This is a genomic window from Pseudomonas oryziphila, assembly GCF_003940825.1.
In the GTDB taxonomy this organism is placed as follows: Bacteria; Pseudomonadota; Gammaproteobacteria; order Pseudomonadales; family Pseudomonadaceae; genus Aquipseudomonas; species Aquipseudomonas sichuanensis.
Window position 1 is genome coordinate 2,521,233 of the sequence record NZ_CP034338.1, and the last position, 24,442, is coordinate 2,545,674.

Annotated in this window: 18 protein-coding genes; 4 read left to right on the plus strand and 14 right to left on the minus strand. The window is 67.7% G+C overall.

The annotated features are described in order from the left end of the window. Positions 1–24 precede the first annotated feature (24 nt). A complete protein-coding gene (gene chrA / locus EJA05_RS11825; RefSeq protein ID WP_125858364.1) occupies positions 25–1,389 on the minus strand; it encodes a chromate efflux transporter in 1,365 nt (454 codons plus the stop codon). A 366-nt stretch (positions 1,390–1,755) separates the two neighbouring features. Between chrA and EJA05_RS11830 the strand changes: the two genes are divergently transcribed. Further along, a complete protein-coding gene (locus EJA05_RS11830; protein WP_190306057.1) occupies positions 1,756–3,657 on the plus strand; it encodes a potassium transporter Kup in 1,902 nt (633 codons plus the stop codon). 16 nt (positions 3,658–3,673) lie between these two features. Here EJA05_RS11830 and EJA05_RS11835 read toward each other — a convergent pair whose 3' ends face one another. The 12 genes from EJA05_RS11835 to EJA05_RS11890 all read right to left on the minus strand — a co-directional run bounded on the left by EJA05_RS11835 (position 3,674) and on the right by EJA05_RS11890 (position 18,562). Next, positions 3,674–4,459, minus strand: coding sequence for an ABC transporter ATP-binding protein (locus EJA05_RS11835; protein ID WP_125858365.1), 786 nt, complete (start codon positions 4,457–4,459; stop codon positions 3,674–3,676). An 11-nt stretch (positions 4,460–4,470) separates the two neighbouring features. Then, positions 4,471–5,226 carry an ABC transporter permease gene (locus tag EJA05_RS11840; RefSeq protein ID WP_125858366.1) on the minus strand — a complete coding sequence of 252 codons (756 nt, stop codon included), beginning with the start codon at positions 5,224–5,226 and terminating at the stop codon, positions 4,471–4,473. A 10-nt stretch (positions 5,227–5,236) separates the two neighbouring features. Beyond that, positions 5,237–5,992, minus strand: a complete 756-nt coding sequence (locus EJA05_RS11845; RefSeq protein WP_125858367.1) for an ABC transporter permease — start codon at positions 5,990–5,992, stop codon at positions 5,237–5,239. Then, positions 5,989–7,164, minus strand: a complete 1,176-nt coding sequence (locus EJA05_RS11850; RefSeq protein ID WP_125858368.1) for an MFS transporter — start codon at positions 7,162–7,164, stop codon at positions 5,989–5,991. The genes EJA05_RS11845 and EJA05_RS11850 overlap by 4 nt, the downstream gene beginning before the upstream one ends. After that, positions 7,161–8,555, minus strand: coding sequence for an amidase (locus EJA05_RS11855; RefSeq protein ID WP_125858369.1), 1,395 nt, complete (start codon positions 8,553–8,555; stop codon positions 7,161–7,163). Before EJA05_RS11855 ends, EJA05_RS11850 begins: the two co-directional genes overlap by 4 nt. After that, entirely contained in the window at positions 8,548–9,963 is a 1,416-nt protein-coding gene (locus EJA05_RS11860) for an amidase (RefSeq protein WP_125858370.1), read from the minus strand. Before EJA05_RS11860 ends, EJA05_RS11855 begins: the two co-directional genes overlap by 8 nt. Further along, positions 9,963–10,748 carry an ABC transporter permease gene (locus EJA05_RS11865; protein ID WP_125858371.1) on the minus strand — a complete coding sequence of 262 codons (786 nt, stop codon included), beginning with the start codon at positions 10,746–10,748 and terminating at the stop codon, positions 9,963–9,965. The genes EJA05_RS11860 and EJA05_RS11865 overlap by 1 nt, the downstream gene beginning before the upstream one ends. Continuing rightward, positions 10,745–11,527 carry an ABC transporter ATP-binding protein gene (locus tag EJA05_RS11870; protein WP_125463770.1) on the minus strand — a complete coding sequence of 261 codons (783 nt, stop codon included), beginning with the start codon at positions 11,525–11,527 and terminating at the stop codon, positions 10,745–10,747. Before EJA05_RS11870 ends, EJA05_RS11865 begins: the two co-directional genes overlap by 4 nt. After that, positions 11,524–12,582: an ABC transporter substrate-binding protein gene (locus tag EJA05_RS11875; RefSeq protein ID WP_125858372.1), complete on the minus strand. Its 1,059-nt coding sequence runs from the start codon at positions 12,580–12,582 to the stop codon at positions 11,524–11,526. Before EJA05_RS11875 ends, EJA05_RS11870 begins: the two co-directional genes overlap by 4 nt. Positions 12,583–12,992: 410 nt before the next feature. Then, positions 12,993–15,248, minus strand: coding sequence for a TonB-dependent receptor (locus tag EJA05_RS11880; RefSeq protein WP_125858373.1), 2,256 nt, complete (start codon positions 15,246–15,248; stop codon positions 12,993–12,995). A 1,110-nt stretch (positions 15,249–16,358) separates the two neighbouring features. After that, on the minus strand, positions 16,359–17,417 hold the full coding sequence (locus EJA05_RS11885) for an ABC transporter substrate-binding protein (RefSeq protein ID WP_125463773.1): 1,059 nt from the start codon (positions 17,415–17,417) through the stop codon (positions 16,359–16,361). After that, the gene (locus EJA05_RS11890; protein WP_125858374.1) at positions 17,414–18,562 is read right to left on the minus strand and encodes an LLM class flavin-dependent oxidoreductase; all 1,149 of its coding nucleotides are present in this window, start codon (positions 18,560–18,562) and stop codon (positions 17,414–17,416) included. Before EJA05_RS11890 ends, EJA05_RS11885 begins: the two co-directional genes overlap by 4 nt. A gap of 264 nt (positions 18,563–18,826) precedes the next feature. On the opposite strand from EJA05_RS11890, the gene EJA05_RS11895 reads away from it, so the two are divergent. Further along, positions 18,827–19,567 carry a class II aldolase/adducin family protein gene (locus tag EJA05_RS11895; protein ID WP_125858375.1) on the plus strand — a complete coding sequence of 247 codons (741 nt, stop codon included), beginning with the start codon at positions 18,827–18,829 and terminating at the stop codon, positions 19,565–19,567. Positions 19,568–19,607: 40 nt separating this feature from the next. Here the strand turns inward: EJA05_RS11895 and EJA05_RS11900 are convergent, their stop codons facing one another. Then, positions 19,608–20,837, minus strand: a complete 1,230-nt coding sequence (locus EJA05_RS11900; RefSeq protein ID WP_125858376.1) for an acyl-CoA dehydrogenase family protein — start codon at positions 20,835–20,837, stop codon at positions 19,608–19,610. Positions 20,838–21,119: 282 nt separating this feature from the next. Here EJA05_RS11900 and EJA05_RS11905 point away from each other — a divergent pair, with 282 nt between their 5' ends. Together EJA05_RS11905 and EJA05_RS11910 are read left to right on the plus strand one after the other, a co-directional pair. Then, on the plus strand, positions 21,120–22,205 hold the full coding sequence (locus tag EJA05_RS11905; protein ID WP_125858377.1) for an ABC transporter substrate-binding protein: 1,086 nt from the start codon (positions 21,120–21,122) through the stop codon (positions 22,203–22,205). Then, positions 22,202–24,433, plus strand: coding sequence for a TonB-dependent receptor (locus EJA05_RS11910; protein WP_125858378.1), 2,232 nt, complete (start codon positions 22,202–22,204; stop codon positions 24,431–24,433). The genes EJA05_RS11905 and EJA05_RS11910 overlap by 4 nt, the downstream gene beginning before the upstream one ends. Positions 24,434–24,442: the final 9 nt, after the last annotated feature.

Here is a 24,442-nt window from a genome sequence, read left to right on the forward strand (position 1 = left end):
GACACTGTCGGCCGGCCTGCGCGCTCAGCCCCGCAACATGTGCACTGCCAGGCCCGCCAAGGCACAGGCGAGCAACACTTGAATCACCCCACGGCGCCAGCGGAACAATGCCAGCGCCGCGCCCGCGGCAATCAGCGCCGAAGGCCAGTCGAATGCCCCAGCGAAGCCGTTGGGCCACAGCACGTGGTAACCGAAGAACAGCGCCAGGTTGAGGATCACGCCTACGACGGCAGCCGTGATCGCGGTCAACGGCGCCGTGAACCTCATTTCGTCGTGGGTGGATTCCACCAATGGGCCGCCGGCAAGGATGAACAGGAACGACGGCAGGAAGGTGAACCAGGTGACCAAACTCGCCGCGAGCGCCCCGGCAAGCAACGGATGCTCGGCACCGAACATCGGTTGCAGGTAGCCACCGACGAAGCCGACGAATGCCACCACCATGATCAGAGGCCCTGGCGTGGTTTCCCCCAACGCCAGGCCGTCGATCATCTGCGTGGGCGACAGCCAGCCGTAATGGCCGACTGCCCCCTGGTACACGTAGGGCAACACCGCGTAGGCACCGCCGAAGGTCAACAGGGCGGCCTTGGTAAAGAACCAGCCCATTTGCGTCAGGGTGCCGCCCCAGCCGAATGCCAGGGTCAGCAGCCCCATGGGCAGCAGCCATAGCGCGGCGCCGATCACCACAAGGCGCAGCAGGTGTCGCCAACGAAAGCGCGCATGTTCGGGTGGGGGCGTATCGTCATCGATCAGCGCCGGCCCGTAGTGCTGGCGGGCGGCGCCATGGCCGCCACCGATGACGAAGGTGCCGGGCGCCAGTCGCCCGCCCGCATAGCCGACGATAGCGGCCACCAGCACGATCAGCGGGAACGGCACATTCAGGGCGAAAATGGCCACGAACGACGCGCCGGCGATGGCCCACAACCAGCCGTTCTTCAGCGCGCGCGAGCCGATGCGGTGGGCCGCATGCAACACGATCGCGGTCACCGCAGGCTTGATGCCGTAAAAGATGCCGGCCACCATCGGCACTTCGCCAAAGGCCAGGTAAACCCACGACAAGCCGATCAGGATGAACAGCGACGGCAGCACGAACAGGGCGCCGGCAATCACGCCGCCCCAGGCGCGGTGCATCAGCCAGCCGATGTAGGTGGCCAACTGCTGGGCCTCGGGGCCGGGCAGCAACATGCAGTAGTTAAGTGCGTGCAGGAAGCGTTTTTCACTGATCCAGCGTCGGCGCTCCACCAGTTCCTGGTGCATGATCGCGATCTGCCCGGCGGGCCCGCCAAAGCTGATGAAGCCCAGTTTGAGCCAGAAGCGCAGGGCTTCGGCCAGGCTTATCGGTTGCCTGGCCGCCCGTGGTTGTTCGCTGACCGGGGTGCTGCCTTCACTCATTGTCGATGCCCTCGTGTGGCAAAACCGTCAGCAGGAGTCACCCACCTTCGGCTGCCGAGCGGCGCCGCAGTCGGTGGGGTTGCGCAGGACATTAATCGATATTCGCTCGAAGTCGAAAGCCTGGTTTCGCTGCCCGACCCACATCCCAGCAGCACCGGCCGCTGCGATTGGCCTGGGGGCACGGATACCGTGCTTTTTTACGCTCTTTTTACGGCCGGCCAGATCGCTTGCAAGGATACTGGCCGCCTCTGCTGCCCGGTCCGCAGGGCCTCAGGCAGGTAGCCGGGGGCGGAGCGGGCGCCACGCGAGGTCGTCATGCACAGGGAGGGCAGGCGCTTTCCACCCGCCAGCCCAGAGACGTCATCCGTGAGCCAGAGCGTTACCGCTGCAACCCCAACCCATCCCGGCAAGACCACCGCAATCGGCACCCTCGTTGCCGCGGTCGGCGTGGTGTATGGCGACATCGGCACCAGCCCGCTGTACACCCTCAAGGAAGTCTTCGCCGGCCACTACGGCGTCCAGGCCAATACCGTCGGCGTGCTCGGCGTATTGTCGCTGGTGTTCTGGTCGTTGATCTGGGTGGTGTCGCTCAAGTACGTGCTGTTCATTCTGCGCGCCAGCAACCAGGGCGAAGGCGGCATCATGGCCCTGACCGCACTGGCGCACCGGGCCGCGGCGCCCTATGCGCGCCTGGGCAAGGGGCTGGTGCTGCTGGGGCTGTTCGGCGCCGCCTTGTTCTACGGCGACAGCATGATCACCCCGGCGATATCGGTGCTCTCGGCGGTGGAAGGCCTGCAACTGGCCTTCGACGGCATCGAGCACTGGGTGGTGCCGTTGTCGGTGGTGGTGCTGGTGGCGCTGTTCGTCATCCAGAAGCACGGCACCGCGCGCATCGGCATCCTGTTCGGGCCAATCATGGTGCTGTGGTTCGTCGTGCTCGGGGCGCTTGGCGTGCATGGCATCGCCCAGCGCCCCGAGGTGCTGCAGGCGCTCAATCCGGCCTGGGCGGTGCAGTTCTTCGTCGCCCACCCTGGCATGGGCGTGGCCATCCTCGGCGCTGTGGTGCTGGCGTTGACCGGCGCCGAAGCGCTGTATGCCGACATGGGGCACTTCGGCCGCAAGCCCATCGCCAGGGCCTGGTTCCTGCTGGTGCTGCCGGGCCTGGTGCTGAACTACTTTGGCCAGGGCGCGTTGATCCTCGGCAACCCGGACGCGGTGCGCAACCCGTTCTATCTGCTCGCCCCCGACTGGGCCCTGCTGCCCATGGTGGGGCTCGCCACGCTGGCCACCATCATTGCCTCCCAGGCGGTGATTTCCGGCGCCTTCTCCCTGACCCGCCAGGCCATTCAGCTCGGTTATGTGCCGCGCATGTTCATCCAGCACACCTCCAGCGAAGAGCAGGGGCAGATCTACATCGGCATGGTCAACTGGGCGTTGATGGTCGGCGTGGTACTGCTGGTGGTGGGCTTCGAGTCGTCCAGTGCACTGGCCGCCGCCTATGGCGTAGCGGTGACCGGCACCATGCTGATCACCACCTTGCTGGCCTCGGCGGTGGTGCTGTTGCTGTGGAAGACGCCACGCTGGTTGGCGATCCCGCTGTTGCTGGGCTTCCTGCTGGTAGACAGCCTGTACTTTGCCGCCAACGCCCCGAAGATCTTGCAGGGCGGTGCGTTCCCGGTGATCGCCGGGGTTGCCCTGTTCGTGCTGATGACCACCTGGAAGCGCGGGCGCCGGCTGATCGTCGAGCGCCTTGACGAAGGCGCGCTGCCGCTCGACCTGTTCATCGCCAGCCTGCAGTGCCAGCCACCCCACCGGGTCACGGGCACGGCGGTGTTCCTCAGCGCCAGGCCCGAAGCGGTGCCGCACGCGCTGTTGCACAACCTGTTGCACAACCAGGTCTTGCACGAGCAGGTGGTGCTGCTGACGGTGGTGTTCGAGGACGAACCGCGGGTCAGCGTGGGCAAGCGTTTCGAGGTCGAAGCCTTCGGTGAGGGCTTCTTCCGCGTAAGCCTGCATTTCGGTTTCATGGAAGAGCCCAACGTGCCGCTGGCCCTGAGCCGCTGCCAGCGCGACGATCTGGAGTTCGCCGCCATGCGCACCACCTATTTCCTCAGCCGGGAAACCGTCATCGCCAGCAAGCGCATGGGCATGGCCAGGTGGCGTGAGCACCTGTTCGCGTTCCTGCTCAAGAATGCCAACAGCAACCTCAAGTACTTCCAGTTGCCGCTGAACCGGGTGATCGAGCTCGGCACCCAGGTCGAGATGTAAGCACATCGGGCCCTGTTCAGTGCCCGACCAACTCCCCCAGCAACCGTTGCTTGAAGCCCTGCAGCAGCGCACTGTCGCGCTGCCGTGGGTGCGGCAGGTCGATGCGCAGGTCCTCGCGGATGCGCCCCGGGTGGGCATCCAGCACGATCACCCGGTCGCCCAGGTACAGCGCCTCCTCGATGTCGTGGGTGACCATGATCACCGTGCAGCGCTCCTGTACCCAGATCCGTTGCAGCTCCTGTTGCAGCCGCACCCGGGTCAGGGCATCGAGGGCGCCGAGGGGCTCGTCGAGCAGCAGCACCTTGGGCTTGTTCACCAGTGCCCGGGCAATCGCGGCACGTTGGGCCATGCCACCGGAGAGCTGGTGCGGGTAGGCGCTCTCAAAGCCGGTGAGGCCCACCAGGTCGATGTGCTCGGCCACCAGGCGGTTTTTTTCGGTGACGGGCAGGGCGTGGTTCTTCAGGGCCAGGGCGATGTTCTGCTGCAAGGTCATCCACGGGAACAAGCGATGGTCCTGGAACACGATGCCGCGCTCCAGGCCCGGGCCGCGCACCGGCTGCTGGTCGAGCAGGATCTGCCCTTGATAGTCCTGGTCGAGGCCGACGACCAGCCGCAGCAGGGTGGACTTGCCGCAGCCACTGGCGCCGAGAATGCTGACGAACTCGCCGGGGCGGATGTCCAGGTCGATGCTTTCAAGCACCGGCACCTGTTTACCCTTGAGCGGGTAGGACTTGCTCAGGCCGCGGATGGACAGCGCGCCGGTGGCGGTGCTGGGGTCAAGCTTGGGAGCGATGGCGTTCATGGTCGGGCCTTTCAAGGGGTCGGGTGGCCGCGCAGCAGGCGGCGGGCGAGGAGGGTGCAGAGCCAGGACATCACATAGCCGCACAGGCCGATGCACAGCACGCAGACCAGGATGATCTCCATGCGCGCGCCGGCCTCGGCGTTCATCATCAGGCTGCCCAGGCCGGCGCCGGAGGCCAGGAACAGCTCGCTGCCCACCGCCGTCACCCAGGCGAAGGCCAGGGCCTGCAGCACGCCGGCGGCAATGCCCGGCAAGGCGGCCGGCAGCAGGATCAGGCGCAGCTGCTGGCTGCGGCTGAGCATCAGCACCCGGGCCGCCTCGCGGTGCTGGCCCTCGACCTGGCGCAGGCTTTCGAAGGTGTTGAGCACCATCGGGTACAACGCCGCGAGGCTGACGATCAGCAGCTTGGCGCTTTCACCGTTGCCCAGCCACAGGGCGATCAACGGGATCCAGCCAAGCATCGGCACCTGGCGCAGGGCGTGGAACAAGGGTGCGATCAGGCGGTTGGCCAGGCCCGACAGGGCCATCAGCGCACCCAGGGCGGTGCCAGCGACGATCCCTACGGCCAGGCCGATGCAGGTACGCAGCAGGCTCGCCCACAGGTTGACCAGCAGCTCGCCATTGCCCAGCAGTTCGGCCAGGGCCGCGCCCACCTGGGCCAAGGGCACGAAAGCGTAGGCGCCGGCAGTGCTCTGGCGCGAGGCATATTCCCAGGCGGCCAGCAGCAGTAACGGCAGCAGCAGGCCACGCAGTGCGTTCAGTTTCATCAGCAGCTCCTTAGCGGCTTTGCCAGCCGGACAAGCGTCGTTCGACCCGGCGCAGGCCGACATCCAGGGTGAAACCGATCACCCCGGTGACCACCACCCCGACCATCACCACATCGATGCGCAGCATCTGCCGGCCCATCTCGATCATCTGCCCCAGGCCGCTGTCGGCGGCCAGCAGCTCGCAGGCCACCAGCACCACCCAGGCGCGGGTCAGGGCGATGCGCAGGCCGGTGACGATGCCCGGTGTGGCGGCGGGCAGGGCCACGCTCAGCAGCAGGCTGTACCAGGGCAGGCGATACACCCGGGCTACTTCCAGGTAGCGCTGGGGGATGTGGCGCACCGCCTCGGTGGTGGCCAGGGCCACCGGGAAGAACACGGTCAGGCCGACAATGGCGACCTTGAACAGCTCTTCGATGCCGAACAGCAGCACGAACATCGGGATCAGCGCCAGGCTGGGGAGCTGGCGCAGGGTATGGAACAGCGGCGCGCAATAGGCCTCGACCCGCGCTGACAACGCCAGCGCCAGGCCGAAGCCCAGGCCCGCCGCGCTGCCAAAGGCGAAGCCCTGGGCCAGGCGCAGCAGGCTGAACGCCAGGTGTTCGGGCAGCTCACCACTGGCGCACAGCTCAACAAAGGTCTGCCAGACCGCTGCCGGCGCGATCAGCAGGTTGGCCGGGAACAGCCCGGCGCTGGCCGCCCAGTGCCAGGCCAGCAACAGCAACAGCGGTGAAGCCAGGCCGTTCAGGCGGTAGCCGATACGCTTCATGCCACCACCTCCTGTACCTGCTGACGGCGCTGCCGGCAGCACCAGGCCACCAGCAGCAACAGCGGGATCCAGCACAGGAACAGATTGGCCAGGCCGGCGAAGTGGCTGATCGCGCCACCCAGCAGGGCGCCGCCGAAGCTGCCGGCCATCGACGCCAGGTTGAACAGGCCGGAGAGCTTGCTGCTGTCCTCGCGGCGCTGGCTCAGGCGAGCCATGTTGACCAGGTGCACCGTCGCCGTGGCCAGGCTCACCAGCACCGCCGCCAGCACCAGCCAGCCGTAGCCATGGCCCAGGCCGCACACCAGCAGGGCGGTGATCGCCAGCGCCAGGCCCAGGGCATAGGCGCGGCCCGGGCTGGTCGAGCGCAACACCCTGCCGAGGCCGAACAGGGCAAGCACCGCGAACAGCGCTTCGATCATCACCAGGCTCACCGCATGGCCCTGAGGCACGCCGCCTTCCAGAGCCAGGAGGATGATGAAGGTGGTGAACAGGCTGGTGGTGGCGCTGTTGCTCAGCTCCACGGTGCAGCTCTGGCGAATGCTGCGCTCGCCCAGCAGATGGCGAACCTGGGCCAGCATGCCGCTGGCCGGGGCCGTGCCGCTTGGGCTGGCGTCGCCGGCGCCCTCCCAGAAGCGCAGGCTGTACAGCGCCATGCCGGCGAAGCTGGCGGCAATCAGCATGAAGGCCAGGGAGAACGCGCCGCGCTCGCTGAAGGCGTTGCCCAGCAGCGGGCCGAGCAGGCCCAGGCCCAGGGTCAGGGCGCCGCGATACCAGCCGGCCTTGTCGGTGCCCAGGTGCTTGAGCTGGCGCAGGAAGCTGCCGTTCATGGCGACGATGCGAAACGGGATGAACAGGCCGATCAGCAGCTGCCCCAGGGCCAGCCACCACCAGGCGGCATACAGCGGGATCGCCAGGTTGACCAGCATCGGCCCGAGGCTGGACAGGGCATACACCCGGCGCGCGCCGAAACGGGCGATGACGAAGCCGGCAGGCAGGGTCAGGAACAGCATGCCCAGGGCCTCCATCGCCGCGATGACGCCGATCTGCCAGGCGTCGGCGCCCAGCGCCAGGGCGTACAGGGTGATGACGATCTTGGCCATGCCCACGGTGGCGCCGCTGACCAGCGCCAGCAGCAGGAAGCGCGGCAGAAAACCGCTCGCAGGGTGACTCATGGCAGCCAGCGTCCCAGCTCCGGCGTGCCCCAGGGCAGGCGCTGTTGCAGGTGCGCGGCAACCCGCAGCAGGCGGTCCTCGGCGTACCACGGGCCAACCAGCTGCACCCCCAGCGGCCAGCCCTCGCGGCTGAGCCCGGCGGGCAGGCTCAGGGCCGGGTGGCCGCTGAGGTTGAATGGGTGCAGATAGTGAATCCAGTCGAAGTCGCCGTCCGTGCCGTCGGCGGCCAGTGGCGGCGCCGACAGGGCCGGCGTGAGCAGCACGTCGACCTCTGCGAACAGCCCCTGGATACGCCGCAGCAGGCGGGTCCGGACGAACTGCGCGTGCTGCAGTTCGTCGGCGCTCAGCTGCGGCAGACGGGCGTCCAGCCAGCCGCGAAAGCCTGGGTCGAGCTGATCGGCCTGGGCCGGGTAGCGCTCGCCGAGGAAGCGGCGCTTGAGGGCCAGCACGGTGGGCTCGAAGGCAGCGCCGCTGTCGCTCAGGTCCAGTCGATGCTGCTCCACTGTGGCGCCGGCCTCGCGCAGGGCGTTGGCCACCCGCTCGCCGGCCTGCAGCACCTGGGCATCGGCCGGGCCTTTGCCAACCTCCGGCAACCAGGCGACCCGCAGGCCGCCCAGGTCGCCGTCGGCCCGGGCGGCGTCGCGCAGTGCCCGCCGGGGAACGCGCAACGACCAGGGGTCCCTGGGGTCGGGGCCGATCAATACCTCCAGTGCCAGTGCGGCATCCGCCACGCTGCGGGTCAGGGTGCCCTGATGGCCAAGGGCGTTGAACAGGTCGAGGGCATGCACCTGGGGAATCGCCCCGAGCGTCGGCTTGATGCCGAGCACGCCACAGCAGCTGGCGGGGATGCGCACGGAGCCGGCGATGTCGGTACCCACGGCAATCGCCCCGGCGCCCACCGCCACCGCTGCCGCCGCGCCACCGCTGGAGCCGCCGGTGGTGCGGCTGGGGTCCCAGGGGTTGCGGGTGATGCCGAACAGGCGGCTGTCGGTGCTGGCCTTGGCGCCGAACTCCGGCATGGTGGTGGTGCCCAGCAGGATGCCCCCGGCGTTGCGCAGGCGCTGCACGCTGGGGTCGTCGGCGCTGGCGACGTGGTCGCGGTAGAGCGCCGAGCCGAAGGTCTGTGGCGCGCCGGCCACCGGGATCTGCTCCTTGACCGTGAACGGCACGCCCAGCAGCGCCGGCAGCTCACCGCCCGCGCGGTAGCGGCGCTCCGCCTCCAAGGCCGAGGCCCGGGCGCGCTCGCGGTCCTGCCAGGTGAACAGGCGCAGGTGCGGGTCGATGGCGTCGATGCGGGCGAAACTCTGGTCGATCAGCTCGACCGGTGACAGCGCACCACTGCGCAAAAGGCTGACCTGTTCGGCGACGGGCAGCAGGGTCGGGTCAGGCATCGAAAGGCTCCAGGTCGGGGTGGCGGTCGGTGAGCGCGAGCAGGGCTTCCAGTTCGGCCGCCACTTTCAGCAGCGGGCCGTCGGCGTACCAGGGCGCGACCAGTTGCAGGCCCACCGGCAGGCCATCGGCACTGAAACCGGCGGGCAGGCTCAAGGCCGGGTGGCCGCTGAGGTTGAACGGGTACAGGTAGTCGATGTAATGGCGCGCCTGTTGCGCGCCTTCGCTGTTGCCGGCCAGGCCCGCTTCGGCGGCGATGGGCGGCCGGGTCAGGGTAGGGCTGGCGAGGAAGTCGAAGTCTGCGAACAGCGCCTGGACCCGGCCGAACACCCGGTTGCGCGCTTCGCCGGCGTCGCCCAGGGCTTGCCAGTCGATGTCGGCGCTGCGCTCCAGGCGCTGGCGGTACACCGGGTCGAACAGCGCGGCGTCTGCGGCCAGGCGCGGGGCGTAGCGGGCGTGGTGCTGGCTGGAAACCAGAATGCCGAAGCGCTCGGCATCGCCGTGCAGGTCGAAGTCGATGCGGGTGACCTGGGCGCCGAGGGCACGCAACCGCTCCAGGGTCTGCAGGCCAATGGCGATGACCTGCGGATCGACGTCCGGGATGGGCAGGTCGAGCCAGGCGATGCGCACCCCGTCCAGGCGCCCATCGGGTTGCGCCTGGCGGGCATAGTCCTGGCTCACAAGGCCCAGCGACCATGGATCGCGCGGGTCGGCGCCGGCCAGCAGCTCGAGGGCCAGGGCGTTGTCGGCGACAGTGCGGGTCAGTGGCCCGATGTGGGCCAGTTGGGCGAAGCCATCGACGGCTTCCACCACCGGGATCACCCCGAGGGTGGGTTTAAGCCCGACCAGGTGGCAGCAGGACGCCGGGATGCGTACCGAGCCCGCCACGTCGGTGCCCAGCGCCAGCGGGCCGATGCCGGCCGCCACCGCGCCGGCCGAACCGCCGCTGGAGCCGCCCGGGGTGCGCGCGGGGTCCCAGGGGTTGCGGCTGACGCCATGCAGGGGGCTGTCGGTGGTGGCCTTGGTGCCGAACTCCGGCATGGTGGTGATACCGACCACGATCGCCCCCGCAGCGCGCAGGCGCTGGACCGCGACGTTGTCTTCGCGGGCGTGGTGGTCTTGGTACAGCCGCGAACCGAAGGTCTGCGGCGCACCCGCCACACCGAGGTTGTCCTTGATCGACACCGGCACCCCGTGCAGCGGGCCGACGCTACGGCCCTCGCGGTAGTCGGCGGTGGCCTGGCGGGCCTGGGCCAGGGCGTGCTCGCGGTCGAGCCAGGTGAACAGGCGCAGCGTCGGGTCGAGCCGGTCGATGCGGGCGAACACCTGCTCGATCACCGCCAGCGGCGACAGTTCAAGCTGGCGATAGGCCCGGGTCAGCCCGGCGATATCCAGGTACAGGGCGCTCATCAGCGGTCTCCCGAGTCGGTGGTGGCGTGGCTGCCACGGGTCCAGAAAATCACCCGCCGCTCAAGCCAGCGCACCAGTTGCGAACCGGCCACCCCGAGCAGGGCGAGCAGCAGCACGGCGGCGAACATCAGCGGCATGTTCATGTTTACCGAGGCGGCCTGGACCAGAAAGCCAAGGCCGCCTTGGGCGGCGAGGAACTCGGCCACCACCGCGCCGATCAGCGCCAGCGACACGGCGATCTGCAGGCCGGCGAAGATGTCACCGGCGGCGGCCGGCAGCTTGACGTGGAAGAACAGGTAGGCGCGCGAAGCGGAAAACGCCCGGCAGGCGTCGAGCAGGTCCGGGTCGGCGCGGCGGATGCCGGAGAAGGTATTGACGAACAGTGGGAAGAAGCAGGTGAGGGCGACGATGATCAGTTTCGAGGTGTGCTCGAAGCCGAACCACACCAGGATCAGCGGCGCCAGCGCCACCTTGGGCGCCGATTGCAGGGCCAGCAGCAAGGGGTAGCAGAAGCGTTCGAACAGCGTCGATTCCGAAAGCAGGGCGCCCAGCAGCAAGGCCAGCGCCGAGCCGCACAGAAAACCGCCGAGCACCTCGCCGAGGGTGATCCACACATGCTTGAGCAGGTCGCCCTGGTTCACGCCCTGCCACAGGGCCAGCAGCACGTCGCGGGGCGAGGCGAGGATGTAGTCGGGCACGCCGAACAGGCTGATCGCCAGCTGCCAGGCGAGCAACAGCAGCAGGGTCGAGATCAAGGGGTAGGCGAAAGCGGGAAGGCGGCTCATGGGCTGAAGTACCTGCGCAGGTGTTGGCTGAGTTCGATGAAACGCGGCGCGGCCAGGGTGTCGAGGGTGCGCGGGCGCGGCAGGTCGATGGCGAGGTTTTCGACGATGCGCCCGGGGCGCGCCGACATCACCAGCACCCGGTCGGAGAGGAACACTGCTTCGGCGATGCTGTGGGTGATGAACAGCACCGACTTGGCCTGGGCCTGCCAGATGCGTTGCAGCTCCAGCATCAGGTGTTCGCGGGTCATGGCGTCGAGGGCGGCGAAGGGTTCGTCCATCAGCAGCAGCTGCGGGTCGTGCAGCAGCATGCGGGCGATGCCGACCCGCTGCTGCATGCCGCCGGACAGCTCGAACGGGTAGTTGTCGGCGAACGCCGCCAGCCCGACCAGCTCCAGCACCTGCTCGGCCCGCGCGGCGGCCTGGGCCTTCGGCAGGCCGAGGGTCTGGGCCGGCAGCAGCACGTTGGCGCGCACGCTTTTCCACGGCAGCAGGTTGGGTTTCTGGAACACCACGCCGGTTTCGCGGCGTGGCGCGCTGATGGGTGTGCCGTCGAGCAGCAGCTCGCCCTGGCTGGCCGGCAGCAGGCCGGCGGCCAGCTTGAGCAAGGTCGATTTACCGCAGCCCGAGGGGCCGAGGATGGAGACGAATTCGCCGCGGCCGATGCGCAGGTCCACTCCGGCCAGGGCGTCGATCGGGCCGCGTCGGCTGGCGTAGCGCACGCCGACGTCGCGGGCGCTGAGCACGCTGTCGGCCAGGTGGGGGAAGATGGCCTGGTTCATTGGGCCGCCTTGGCGCGGGCGTCGAGGGCTGCGCGGTCATAGTCGGTGAAGGACGCGGCCAACTGGTTGGAGAACAGCGCCGGCAGGTCCAGCGCGATGCCCTTGAAGTAGCCCTGGCCCTGCATGGCCGCCAGGTAACCGGTGATGCGCGTGTGGTCGAAGCGGCCCTGGCTGGCGGCGGGATCGGCTTCGATCAACTGCAGGCGCCGGCTCAGCAGGGTGACCGCGTCGGCCTCGTTGTTGATCAGCGCGCCCTGGCTCGGCCGGGTTTGCGGGTACTGCTGCCACACCGCGCGCACGCAGAACGCCGGGTTGGCCACGCAGGCTCGTTGCCCTTGGTTGTATGCGCGGCCAAAGCGGGCCAGCAGCTCGGGCTGCTCGCGCAGGGTGTCGGCATGGGTAATGAACACCCCGGCGCCCAGGCCACGGAAGGCGTCCGGGTAGTGCAGGCGGCGCAGCTTGAAGCCGGTCAGCTCGAACATGTCGTTCCAGCTGTCATTGAAATTAAGCGCGTCGATGCGCTGGCTGCGCAGGGCGTGGAAGCCCGCGCCGAGCACGCCGACGGCGGAGAAGGTGAAGTCCCGTTCGCCGATGCCCACCGACTTGAGCACAGCACGGGTGGTGTCCACCTGTGGCCAGTTCAGCGCCCCGGTGCCGACCCGCTTGCCCTTGAGGTCTTCCAGGCGCTGGATGTTCGAGTCAGCGGCGACGGCGAACTCGAAGGTCTGCGGCAGCAGGTTGTAGAAGAAGGCGATGGGCAGCGTCTTGCCGGGGTTCTGCTGGTAATAGTTGAGGATCGGCTCGGGCAGGCCCACCGCCAGGGTCACCCGTTTGCTGGTCAGGGCGGGCAGGGTGTCGGTGATTTCGAAGGCTTCGACGTCGAGGTTGGCGTCCTTGAACAGGCCCAGGGCCTGAGCGGCGGCGAAGGGCGCCAGGCTGACCACGTTCGGCGCCGGGCCGAGGCCGACCTTGACAGTGTCGGCTGCCTGGCTGGAAAGGCTGGCCAACGCCAGGGCGAGGGCACTGAGGGTGGTGCGCACGGTAGTCGGGGTCATGGCGGGCTTTCCGGGAATGTCTTGAGGCTGAGATAGCAGGTTGCATGCCAGGCCCTGTGGGCGCGGGCAAAGCCGCGCCGTTGCTGGGTTGTGGCGTTGGGCAGGGATGGCGTTGGTGCGGGGTTGCTGCTGGGGCAGCAGGGGTTGGGCGCCGGGGTGTTGCTCCAGCAGCAGTGGTGGGAGCAACTGTCTGTTATTGCCTGTTCGGGCCTCATCGCTGGCAAGCCAGCTCCCACAGGTTTTCCAGCGTCCTTATGGGAGCTGGCAAGTCAGTTCTCACAGGTTTTCCAGCGTCGTTGTGGGGGCTGGCAAGTCAGCTCTCACAGGTTTGCCAGCGTCGTTGTGGGAGCTGGCTTGCCAGCGATGAGGCCCGTATCAGCAGTGCAAGGCCGTTGCTTCTACCCCGTGGCTCAGAACTTGGCAGTAACGCTCACACCCGCAGTACGCGGATCGCCGTAGGCTGCCCAGTACGGCGAGCTGCCGCGGTTCAGCGACAGCCCGTGGACCTGGTACTGCTTGTCGGTGACGTTGTTGACGTAGCCGGTGACGCTGTACTTGTCGTCGGCAGTGGCATAGGTCAGGTGCACGTTGGCCAGGGCGTAGCCGTCCTGGTCCAGCCAGTTCCAGTCCGAACGCTGGTAGGCCGAGGTGAAGTACTCCTTGCTCTGGTAGCGCACATCGCCCCCGATATTGATCTTGCCCGGGATGTCCAGCGGCAGGCGGTAGTCCAGGCCCAGGGCGTAGACGTGCTTGGGCGAGCGCACGAAGCTGTTGCCTTTCCACAGGTCGCCGGTGAACTCGGTGTCCAGGTAGGAGGCGCTGAACTGCACCAGCAGGTCGTCGATCGGGCGTGCCTGGATTTCCAGCTCGGCGCCCCTGGCCTTGCCCTGGGCGTCGTTGGCCAGCAGCGAGACGATGCTGCCGCTGGCGGTGGTGGTGGTCGCGCTCACCTGCATGTCGTCGTAGTCGTAGTAGAAGATGTTGGCGTTGGCGTTCAGGCGCCCGTTGAACCATTCCGACTTCAGGCCCAGCTCATAGGAGTGCAGGGTTTCCGGGTTGACCGTGCTCAGTTGCTCCAGGCTGCTCGACAAACCGGTGTTGAACGCCCCGGAGCGGAAGCCCTTGGCGTAGCGGGCATACACCCGCAGGTTGTCGGTGAGGCGGTATTCCGGGGTCAGGTCATAGGTGACCGCGCGCCAGGTCTTGTTGCGCCGAGCGTTGCCGTTGGCCCCTGCGCCGGCGATGGCTTGCGGGTCTTGCAGGTTGCCGAAGTCCCACCAGTCGCCGCCGTCGCCGCCGGTGAAACCGCTGCCGGTGTACTGCAGCAGGTCCAGGTCGATGTCCTTTTTCTCTTGGGTCCAGCGCAGGCCGCCGGTGAGGGTGAAGGCATCGGTGAAGTCGTAGGCGAGGTTGCCGAACAGCGCGTAGCTGGTGCTGTTGTGGTCGAAGTCGATGCCGGTGTAGGCGGCATCGCTGTCCAGCACCGAGGTGGCCTGTTTGCTGATCAAGGCTTCGTGGAAGGCGTGGGCGCCGACGATCCAGCGCAGGGTTTCGCTGGTCGGCGAGGCCAGGCGCAGCTCCTGGGAGTACTGGCGCCAGCGGTTGTTGGTGTAGGCGTGGCCGCCTTCGACCGGGGTCAGGTCGTCGTCGTTGGTGGCGCGCTGGCGGGTCTGGTCGTAGGCGGTGATCGAGGTCAGGCGGTAGTCGCCCAGGTCGTAGTTGAGGGTCAGGGAGGTGCCGTCGTGCTGGACCTTGGATTTGTTCTCGACGTTGCTTTCGATGTAGCGGCGGTGCGGGTCCTGCCGGGTGTAGCCGTTCAGCCAGGGGAAGCGGCCCACCGGCAACAGGCCGTTGGCGTTGCCGCGCGACTCGCTGTTGTGGATGTTCCACAGCGCTTCCAGGTCGGGGTTGAGCTTGGCCAGGAACTGCAGGCGGAAGGCCTTGCGGTCGATGGCGTCGTTGTCGCCGCCGATATTGGTGTTGCTGACGAAACCGTCGCGCTCCTTGGAGTAGATCGACACTCGCGCGGCCAGGCGGTCCTCGACCAGGGCGCCGCCGATGGCGCCGTTGACGATCTGCTCGTTCTTGCTGCCGTAGGCGAGGGTGCCGTAGCCGTCGGTGTCGAAGGTGGGCCGCTTGCTGATCACGTTGACCGCGCCGCCGGTGGTGTTCTTGCCGTACAGGGTGCCTTGCGGGCCGCGCAGCACTTCGATGCGGTCGATGTCGAACAGCGGGTCGCCACCGGCCAGCGGTGCGTTGAGGTAGACGTCGTCGGCGTAGATGCCCACCGGGAACACCGTCGCGGCGCCGACGTCGCCGGTGCCGACGCCGCGGATGTACCAGCGTGGGCGGTCATCGCCGTCGGGGTTCTTGGCCTGGGCGTTGGGCACGAAGGTCAGGGTCTTGCCGACGTAGTCGGTGGCGGTCTGGCCGAGGTTCTCGCCGCTTACCGCGGTGACGGCGTTGGCGATGTCTTGCACGCTTTCTTCGCGGCGCTGGGCGGTGACTGTGACGGTCTTCAGGGCTGGGCTGGCTGTGGTGGTTGCCGGGGTGTCCTCGGCGGTGGGTTCGGCGGCGAGCAGGTGTGGGCTGGCCAGGGCGCCGGTCAGCAGGCTGGCGTGCCACAGGGCGCGGGTGATGGGGTTGATAGGGGTGCGGATGGGCATGGTGGCTCCGTTGTCACTGGCAGAATATTTATGAGGGCGCCACGCGGCGTACTAGGCCATAGCAGACCTTGTGCCAGCTTTTTGTGTTTTCTAACTTGTTGATTTGTAACTGTTATTTGTTTTTTGGGGTGGGGTGTGTTGAGCGGCGGGCAGTTGATTGCTCATGGGGTGCTGATCTGGCAGCAGTGACGGGGGCGGGATCTTGGGGGGGCAGGCTTACGCGGGGCGCTGGTCTATTAGTTGCTGGGTGTTGGGTGTTGGTTTTGGAAGTTGTATGCGCATTCATTTGTGATGTCGACGCGTAGTCACCTTTCCGCCCTTACGGCGGCCTACTTTGGTCTTGGCCAAAGTAGGCAAAGCCGCTCGCTCCCATCATACGGCCCCTACGCTGCGCTTCGGGGTCCCTTCGCTCCGGCGTCCTCCGGGCCCGCGCGGCCTCCGACTTGCTGCGCAAGTCTACATCTCGCGCCTTCGGCTAACGCCGAAGGGTGCTGCGCACCAGGGCCCTCCAGACGCCTGCGCTCAGCCTCCTGAAGTCGCGAAGTTAGGGGCGGCGCCTGGGCTGGCGTTAGCTGTCGCTAGTTGGATTGGTTGGGAACTCAGGATTGCAATCGCTGGCAAGCCAGCTCCCACAAGTTAGAGCGAAACTTTCAGACTTGCGCTGCACCTGTGGGAGCCGGCTTGCCGGCGATAAGGCCCGAACAAACAACACATAAACAACAGCCAAGCCTAGATAGCCGCATTACTGCTCTTGATCTGCTCTTGATCTGTTTTTGCTCTTGCTTCTAAGCGCGCAATAGTCCAGGCAACACAAATTGCGACTTCAGGAGGCCGAGTGGAGGTGACTGGAGGGCCCTGGTGCGCAGCACCCTTCGGCGTAAGCCGAAGGCGCGAGATGTAGACTTGCGCAGCAAGTCGTAGGCCGCGCGGGCCCGGAAGGCACCGGAGCGAGGGGACCCCGGAGCGCAGCGCAGGGGCCGTATGATGGGAGCGGGCGGCTTTGGTTACTTTGGCCAAGACCAAAGTAACCCGCCGTAAGGGCGGAAAGGTGACTAAAAGTCGCCATCGCCGCTGAATGCGCATACATCTACAAAAACCAACACTTTGAACTCAAACCGCCAACCGCGAAGTCGACCGCAACACCGCCTCAAGCACACTAAAGTCAATCCACTCCCGCACATCGAACCGCCGCGGAATAAACCCCCACCGGTGTAAAAAATCGGTGAAATCCTGCAACCCCACAATCGACTGCTCATCAAGCATGGTCCGCAAGCGCCGATGCGCATCCTCCCCATAGGCCGTGGCCACCCAATGCTCACTGGTGTTCAGCTCACGGGCCAAAAACTGCCGAGTTTCCTCCGGGTGCGCCCAAGCCCACTGCTCAGCCCGCAACACACTATCGACGATCAGCCGCGCCGCCTCAGGATGATGCTGCAGCAGGTGGCCATCCATGGTCAGGGTCCGCGGCGTGCCGTTGTTCGAGCGGATCAACGGGTCAGGGTGCGACCCCGTGTCGATGACCACATGCAGCCCGAACTCGTTGGCCAGGCTCACCGCATGGGCACCCTTGAGGAAGATCGCATCGATGTCGCCGCGCAACAGACCGATCAGTTCGTTGTTGCGCAAGATCGGCCCGTTGCTGGCGTAGGCCACCGTGGTGCCGTGCACGCGGCGGATCTGCTCGTCGCTGTGGGTGCCGCCGTAGGGGTAGTCCACCAACTCCACGTCACTGACGCTCAGGCCTTCGAGCTTGAGGGCGTTTTCCAGGCCGCGCAGGGCCTGGGCACGGGTGAAATCTATCTGCACATTGGCCCACTTGGGCAGGCCGAAGCGCCGGTGGCGCAGGTCGCGCACGCTCTTCACGCCGCTGTCTGCGGTGGTCAGAATCAACTGCACCTCGTCGCTCCACGACAAGCCGAGCAGGCGCGTGTCGCGCCCGCTGGCGTAGGCCCAGATCGCCGGGATGTTGCCGCCATGGCGCACCGAGTTGGGCAGGTGGTGGTCGTAGTGGGCTTCGCGCACATCGCGCAGCGCCGACTCGCGCAGCGCCTGGATATTGGTGCCGTGCGGGCGCAGGGCTTCGGCCAGGCGCCCGGACTCGACAGCCAGGCCGAGCCCGGTCGGTACCGGGCTGTGGGTGTACCAGAGGGTGTCCAGTGGGGTGCTCATCGCAGGTCCTTGCGTGGCTGGTCGGGGGTGTTGCGCAGCAGCGGCAGGACTTCCTGGCCGATGCGCAGGGCTTCTTCGAGGTGCGGGTTGCCGGCCAGGATGAAGGTCGAGAAACCAGCCTCCTGGTACTCGGCCAGGCGTTCGGCGATGTTCTGGTGGCTGCCCACCAGGCCCACGGCCGGGCCGGGCTTGGCCTTGGCGAAACCGGCCCACAGGTTCGGCCCGATCATCAGGTCGTCGAAGCGCTCCAGGTGTTGGTGATAAGCCGTCTGGCGGGCGGCACCGACCGAGTCGGAGCCGCGGGTGAAGTCCTGACTGACCCGGCTGGGGCGGTTGCCGATGGCCTCGAACTGCCGGCGCAGGTCACGCCAGGCGGCGTCTTCGGTCTCGCGGGCGAACAGGTCCACGCGCAGGCCGAAGCGCACCTGGCGGCCCTGTTTGTCGGCCAGTTCGCGCACCCGCTCCAGGTGCGGCTTGAGCGCCGCCACCGGCTCCGCCCAGTTCAGATAGACGTCGGCATGCCGGGCGGCAACGTCCAGGGCCGGGTCGGAGAAGCCCGAGAAATACACCGCCGGCTTGCGCTCGTGGCGCAGCTCTTCGGGCAGGCTGGCGTGCTCCAGGCGGTAGACCTCGCCCTCGTAGCTGAACTGCGGGTGGCGCCACAGGCCGTCGATGATGTCGAGGAACTCGTCGGTGCGCCGGTAGCGCTGGTCGTGGTCGAGGAAGTCACCGTGGGCCCGCTGGCTGGCGGGGTTGCCGCCAGTGATGATGTTCCAGTCCAGGCGGCCGTGGCTCAGGTGCTGGAGGATCGCGGCCTGCTGCGCCACATAGGCCGGCAGCGTCCAGGCGGCCTGGAACGCCACCAGAAAACGCAGGCGCCGGGTTTCCCGGGCCAGGGCCGCGGCGGCGATCCATGGCTCGGGGCCGGTGGGCAGCAGGGCGCCCTCGAAGCCTGCCAGCTCGGCGGCCTTGGCCACCTGGGCGATGTAGTCGATGTAGGTGAAACCGTCGGCGCTGCCGCTGGCCGTGCGGCCGGGGGCGATATGGCCGGGCCGGGCCGAGAAACTGCCACGGTCGTGCAGGTCGGTGCTCAGCTGGTGGCCATCGCTGCCCAGCGGCAGGCGCCAGAAGAATTCACTGCTCATGGATTCGCGTTCCTGAACCAAAGGTAGGGGTGACAAGGGATAGCAATGCCCATGCCACGCCCCTGGCCGCGGCCTGGCGAGGGCTTGCCGGTGGGCGCTGCTGCTGGAGCAGCACTGCGTCAGCAACGGCTGCTGGGGTGTCAGCAGCTGCGGGCCGCCCGCGTGCGACACAGGCCAGCGCGGGCGCGGCTTGGCCCACCTGGCACAGGTTCTGCTGACAGGCCTGGCAGCCATCTACGGCGCTTACCCTTGCCAGGAGTCAACATGAGCCAGATTTCCCCACTTCTCGACGCCGCCATTCTGGCCCAGGTCGAGCAGGCCAAGCGTGATACCGCCAAGGTATTCCGGGTGCTCAAGGACAGCCGCACGCTGACCGCCACCAACACCTTCCAGGCGCACCTGCGGGTGCCCGGCACCGACCTTGTGATCGCCCTGGCCACCCCCAGCCCGTGGGACGACGACCAGAGCATCCGCGCTGTGGTCGCCAGCTACGACGGCGTGGTCCTTCTCGATGAATACTTGGCCCCGGGCGTGGCGCTCGGCGAAAGCCGCCAGGGCGGCGCGGGCAAGCGCTACGCCGCGGTGCTGCAACAGCGCCCCGAGGTCAATGTAGTGATCCACGTGCACACGCCCTACCTGGGCGGCTGGGCCGGCGCCCACCGGGCATTGCCGCTGGACTACGCCGCCGCCCAGCGCGTCACCCTGGCCCGCGAGCTGCCGGTGTACATCGACCGCCGCCAGCCGGAGGCGGCGTTCATCGTGCAGGTGATCGAGGCCAATCCGCACACCCCGGCGATTCTTGAAGCCAATGGCGGGGCGACGTTCTGGGGCGAGGGCATCCTCAAGTCGGCCAAGTGGATCCTGCTGTTCGAGGAGGGCGCCTACTTCCAGACGCTGGCCGAGGCGGTGGGCGGTGGCAAGCCGTTCGGGCCCGGCGTGCTGGAGCAGCAATGGCGCATGAGCGGGCTGTGGGAGCAGGGCCGGGCGCTGATCGCCGAGGTCTAGCCGCGGGTTGCCGCAGCGCCCGGGGCGCTGCGGTGCTGGCTCAGCCCTGTTTGGCGCGCAGGCCCTTTTCACCCTTGGCCAGGATGGCGGTGTACTCGCCCGGGTCGACGCCGTTGAGGTAGTAGTTGCCGATGTGATGCAGGCGCCAGCGGATCGGGTCATGGGTGGTGTGGGCCCGGGCATCGCGCCAGAAGCGATCGAGGTTCCATTTGCTGAGGATCGCGCTGGCACCCAGCAGCGAGAAGATGTCGCTGGCGATCTTCAACGCGGCGGCATCGGCATGGGCGCGGGCGGTAGCCACCGCCAGGATCAGTTCGTCCTGCAACGGCTTGTCGTCCTCGTCCTGCAGGTGCTGGTCGAACAAGCGGGCGGCCTCGCGCAGCACGGCTTCGGCGCCGCGCAGGGCCACGGCGTACTCGCCGACCTGACGGATGATGTGCGGTTCCTCCCAGGCATGCTCCACACCGCTTTCCACCCAGGGCCGGGCGCGGCTGCGCAGGTACTCGCTGCCGGCCTGCAGGGCGCCGGCGGCGATACCGCTGTCGATGGCTGCGTGGAGGATCTGCGGGAAGGTCAGGCCGGTGCGCTTCATCGGCCCTTCGCTGGCGACGAAGAAGTCGTCGTCCACCTCGATGTCGTGGAAGTTGACCGTGCCGCTGACCGAGTGGCGCTGGCCGAAGGCGCGCCAGTCGTCGATCAACTCAAGGCCGGGCGCCTCGCGGTTGATCCATACGCCTGCGGCGCCCTCGCCGTAGCTGGCGGTGAGCCAGATCCAGTCGGCCAGGTAGGCGCCGGTGCAGTAGAACTTGCTGCCGTTGAGCAGCAGGCGGCCGTCGGCGCCACGCGCCAGCTGGGTCTTGATGGCGAACTTGTTCTTGCCGCCGACTTCCGCCAGGGCATTGGCCAGGCGCTTGCCGGCCAGCACGTCGGCGAGAATCCGGGCGCGGGCGGTGGCGCTGTAGCCCTCGATGATGCCGCGCAGCATCACGTTGTGGATCTGCAGGATCTGACCAACGCCGCCATCGGCGCTGGCGATCAGGCGCACCACCTCGACGATGGTCGCCACCGAGGCGCCAAGGCCGCCGTACTGGCGCGGTACGCCGATGGCGGTGAGGCCGCTGGCGCTGAGCAGCTCGGCCTGGCGGATGGGCAGTTGCTGTTCGCTGTGCGGGTCGCTGGCCAGCTGGCTGATTTCGGTGGCCACTTCGCGGGCCACGGCAATGGCCTCGGCCTCGCTGTGCAGGGTTCTTGTGTGGGGGGTGTGGCTCATGGTGGCTCCTGGGTCGGTTAAGCGAGGCAGGGGCAGGAGCAAGTTCTGCGCCAGCGCCCGCAGACACCCTGGGCACGGGCCTGGCAGCGGCGGGGCAGGGGCTATGAACGGGCCGTTTGCGCAGCCAGCAGCAGCGCACTGCTGGCCAACTGCTGCTGAGGCAGCAATAACCCCTTCAGATGAGGGCAAGGCCCCGGAATACCTGGGCTGCAGGGGTTGGCATGGGCATTGCGATGTGCTCGGCAAACGGCCTAGTCGGCCCTCTCAATCCTGGAGTACTTCATGCCAAACGCTGCCAGCGCGCCTGCGTCGCCGCCCCCGCCTCTGGACCGCCTGTGGTTCACCCGTTGCCCGGTCCCCACCGCCTCCGGGCTGGCCTACAAACTGGGCTGGCTGCAACAAGAGTTCGCCGCCGACGGCATCCGCGTCGACACCTTGCAGGACGCCCGTGAACTGGGCCGCCATCACTACGACCACGAGCTGCCCGGGCTGATCCGCGAGGGCGGCAACGTGCCGGCCCTGGCGGCGCGCGCGGCGGGCTCGCCCACCCGGCTGATCGGCCTGACCTGGATCGAGGAGTGGCAGACCATCCTGGTTCGCCGCGATGCGGGCATCAGCCGCCCGGCCGACCTCAAGGGCAAGCGCCTGGCCTTGCCGGCCTGGAGCGAGGCCGGGCGCCCGGGCAGTTTTGTCCGCGCCATGAGCCTGCACGGCTACAGCAGTGCCTTGAAGCTCGGCGGGCTGGACTTCGACGACGTGCAGCTGGTCGAAGTGCCGCTGGCCAGCCTCGATGACGGGCCGGGGCCGGCCCGCATCGACCACCTGCAACGGCTGTGGAGCGGCCTGGATTACCTGGTGCGCGGTGAAGTCGATGCGGTCTACGTCAAGGGCGGCGCCGCGGCGGATGCGGCGCGGCGCCTGGGCCTGGTGGTGGGTATCGACCTCGACCTGATCGCCGCGCCGCGCTACCGCATCAACAACGGCACGCCGCGGCCGATCACCGTTCACCAACGGCTGCTCGACGAGCACTTCGACCTGGTGGTGCGCTTTCTCGCCCAGACCCTGCTGGCGGCCGACTGGGCTCGGGACAACCTTGGCCCGCTGCGCGCCATCCTCGCCGAAGAGACCGCTTCCGAGCAGGCGGGCATCGAGCAGGCCTACCGGGGCGACTTCCACGCCTCGCTGCACCCGGACTTGTCTGCCGAGCGCCTGGAATACCTGGCCCTGCAAAAGCACTTCCTCTACCGCCATGGCTTTCTCGAACGCGACTTCGAGTTGGCCGGCTGGGCCGACCCACGCCCGCTGCAGGCGGCCCACGAACTGATCGCCCGCCGTCATGGCGCCCGGCTTGGAGTGACACCCGCATGAAACCGCCTTTCCAGTTGCAGCGCCTGGCCTTGCTGATCGCCCTGGGGGCTGGCCAGGCCCTGGCCGCCGACAGCGTGGCGCCGCAAGCCGACCCGCAGACCCTGACCACGGTCACCGTCACCGCGCAGAAACGCGAAGAGTCGCTGCAGGATGTGCCGGCGGCCATCTCGGCGGTGTCCGCCGAGCAGATCCGCAACACCGGTGGCGGCTTCACCGCCGGCAAGGCGCTGCAGGATGTGCCGAACGCCATCGCCCCGGAGTTCGCCGGCCACCAGCGGCCGCGCTGGTACATCCGTGGCATGGGCTCGGGTGACATGGCCTCGACCACGGTGTACCCGGTGGGCATCTACACCGACGATGTCTATATCAGCCCCCACGTGGCCACGGGCTTCCCCCTGTACGACCTGGAACGGGTGGAAATCCTGCGCGGGCCCCAGGGCACCCTGTGGGGCAAGAACACCACTGGCGGGGCGATCAACTTCGTGTCGCGCAAGCCGAGCTTTGCCGACCCCGCCAATGGCTACTTCAAGGTCGATGCCGGCAACTACGCCTCGCGGCTGTACGAAGGCGCCTATGGCGGCAGCCTGGTGCAGGACCGCCTGGCGGCGCGGGTGGCCTTCAGCGAGCAAAGCCGCGATGGCCAGTTGAAGAACCTGGTGGACGGCCACACGGTCGGCGATATCCATGACCAGGCGGTGCGCGCGCAACTGCTCGCGCAAATCACCGAAGACCTGCAAGCGACCCTGCAGCTGCATGCCCGCGACTACCTCGGCCAGGGCATCGCCACCCGTGCCTGGGGCAGTGGCCCCGGCTACACCACGCTGTTCGGCCCGACCCCGGTGCTGGACACCGACGAAGCCGCGTTCACCGGCAAGGCCGAAGACCGCATTCGCCACAACGGCGTGCAACTGGGCCTGAAATGGCAACTGGGCGAGCTGCAACTGGACTCGATCACCGCCTTCGATGATGTCACCGAGAAGGCCCAGGGCCCGAACATGAGCATCTATGAGTTCGGCCGCTCCTATGGCGACGACCACTGGAAGCAGGTGTCCCAGGAGCTGCGCCTGTCGTCGCCGCGTGATCAGACCGTGAGCTGGATCGTCGGCACCCACCTGTTCCACGAAAGCCTCGACAGCGCCAGCAGCAGTGCCATTCTGCCGGCGGCCTACAACCAGGCGTTCGACGTCGCCAGCTATGGCCGTACCGACCTTGAGCAGAGCACCACCAGCTACGCGCTGTTCGGCAGCAGTACCTGGCAGGCCACCGATGACCTGCGCCTGACCCTCGGCCTGCGCTGGACCCGCGAGACCAAGGACATCGACCTCGACCGCGTGGTCGCACCCGACGCCGCCAGCGTGTCGGTGGGCAGCAATGCCGACTGGTGGCGCAGCTACAACGGCGCGCTGGTGACCGCCGCGCAGCAGGACGACAAGCGCACCTGGAACAAGCTGACCTATGACTTCACCCCCGAGTACCAACTGAACGACAACGCGCGGGTGTACTTCCGTTATGCCAAGGGCTTCCGTTCCGGTGGCTTCAATGGCGGCGCCACGGTGCAGGCGGAAACCTCGGTGGTGTCGCCGGAGACCGTCGATGCCTACGAGCTGGGGATCAAGAGCGAATGGCTGGACGAGCGCCTGGTGGCCAATGCCAACGTCTTCTACTACGACTACTCGGACATCCAGGTCAACGCGGTGTCGGTGCGTGACGGCCAGGTGGTGTCGCTGCTGACCAACGCCGCCCAGGGCGTGATCCGTGGCGCCGAGTTCGAGCTGCAGGCGCTGCCGCTGGACAACCTGCACCTGAACGCCTCGGTCGGCCTGCTGCACACCGAACTGCAGGACTTCGTCTCCGGCGGCGTGGACTACTCCGGCAACCGCATCGCCCGCTCGCCGGCGCGCACCCTGTCGCTGGGCGCCCGCTACCGCATCCCGCTGGCCGGCGGCGATGCCGTGACTCTGGAAAACACCTGGCGCTACCAGGGCCGCATCTACTTCCTGCCCACCTCCCAGGAGGACCACAGCGTGTCCCAGGGCGGCTACACCCTGGGCAACGCCAGCGCCACCTACCACTTCGGCGGCGCGCTGGACCTGGATGTCAGCGCCTACGTCAACAACCTGACCGACAAGCAGTACAAGACCGACAGCGTGCCGTTGCCGTTCGACATCGCCTGGGATGCCCGTGGCGACCGGCGCACCTACGGGCTGTCGCTCACCACCAACTTCTGACCGAGCGGG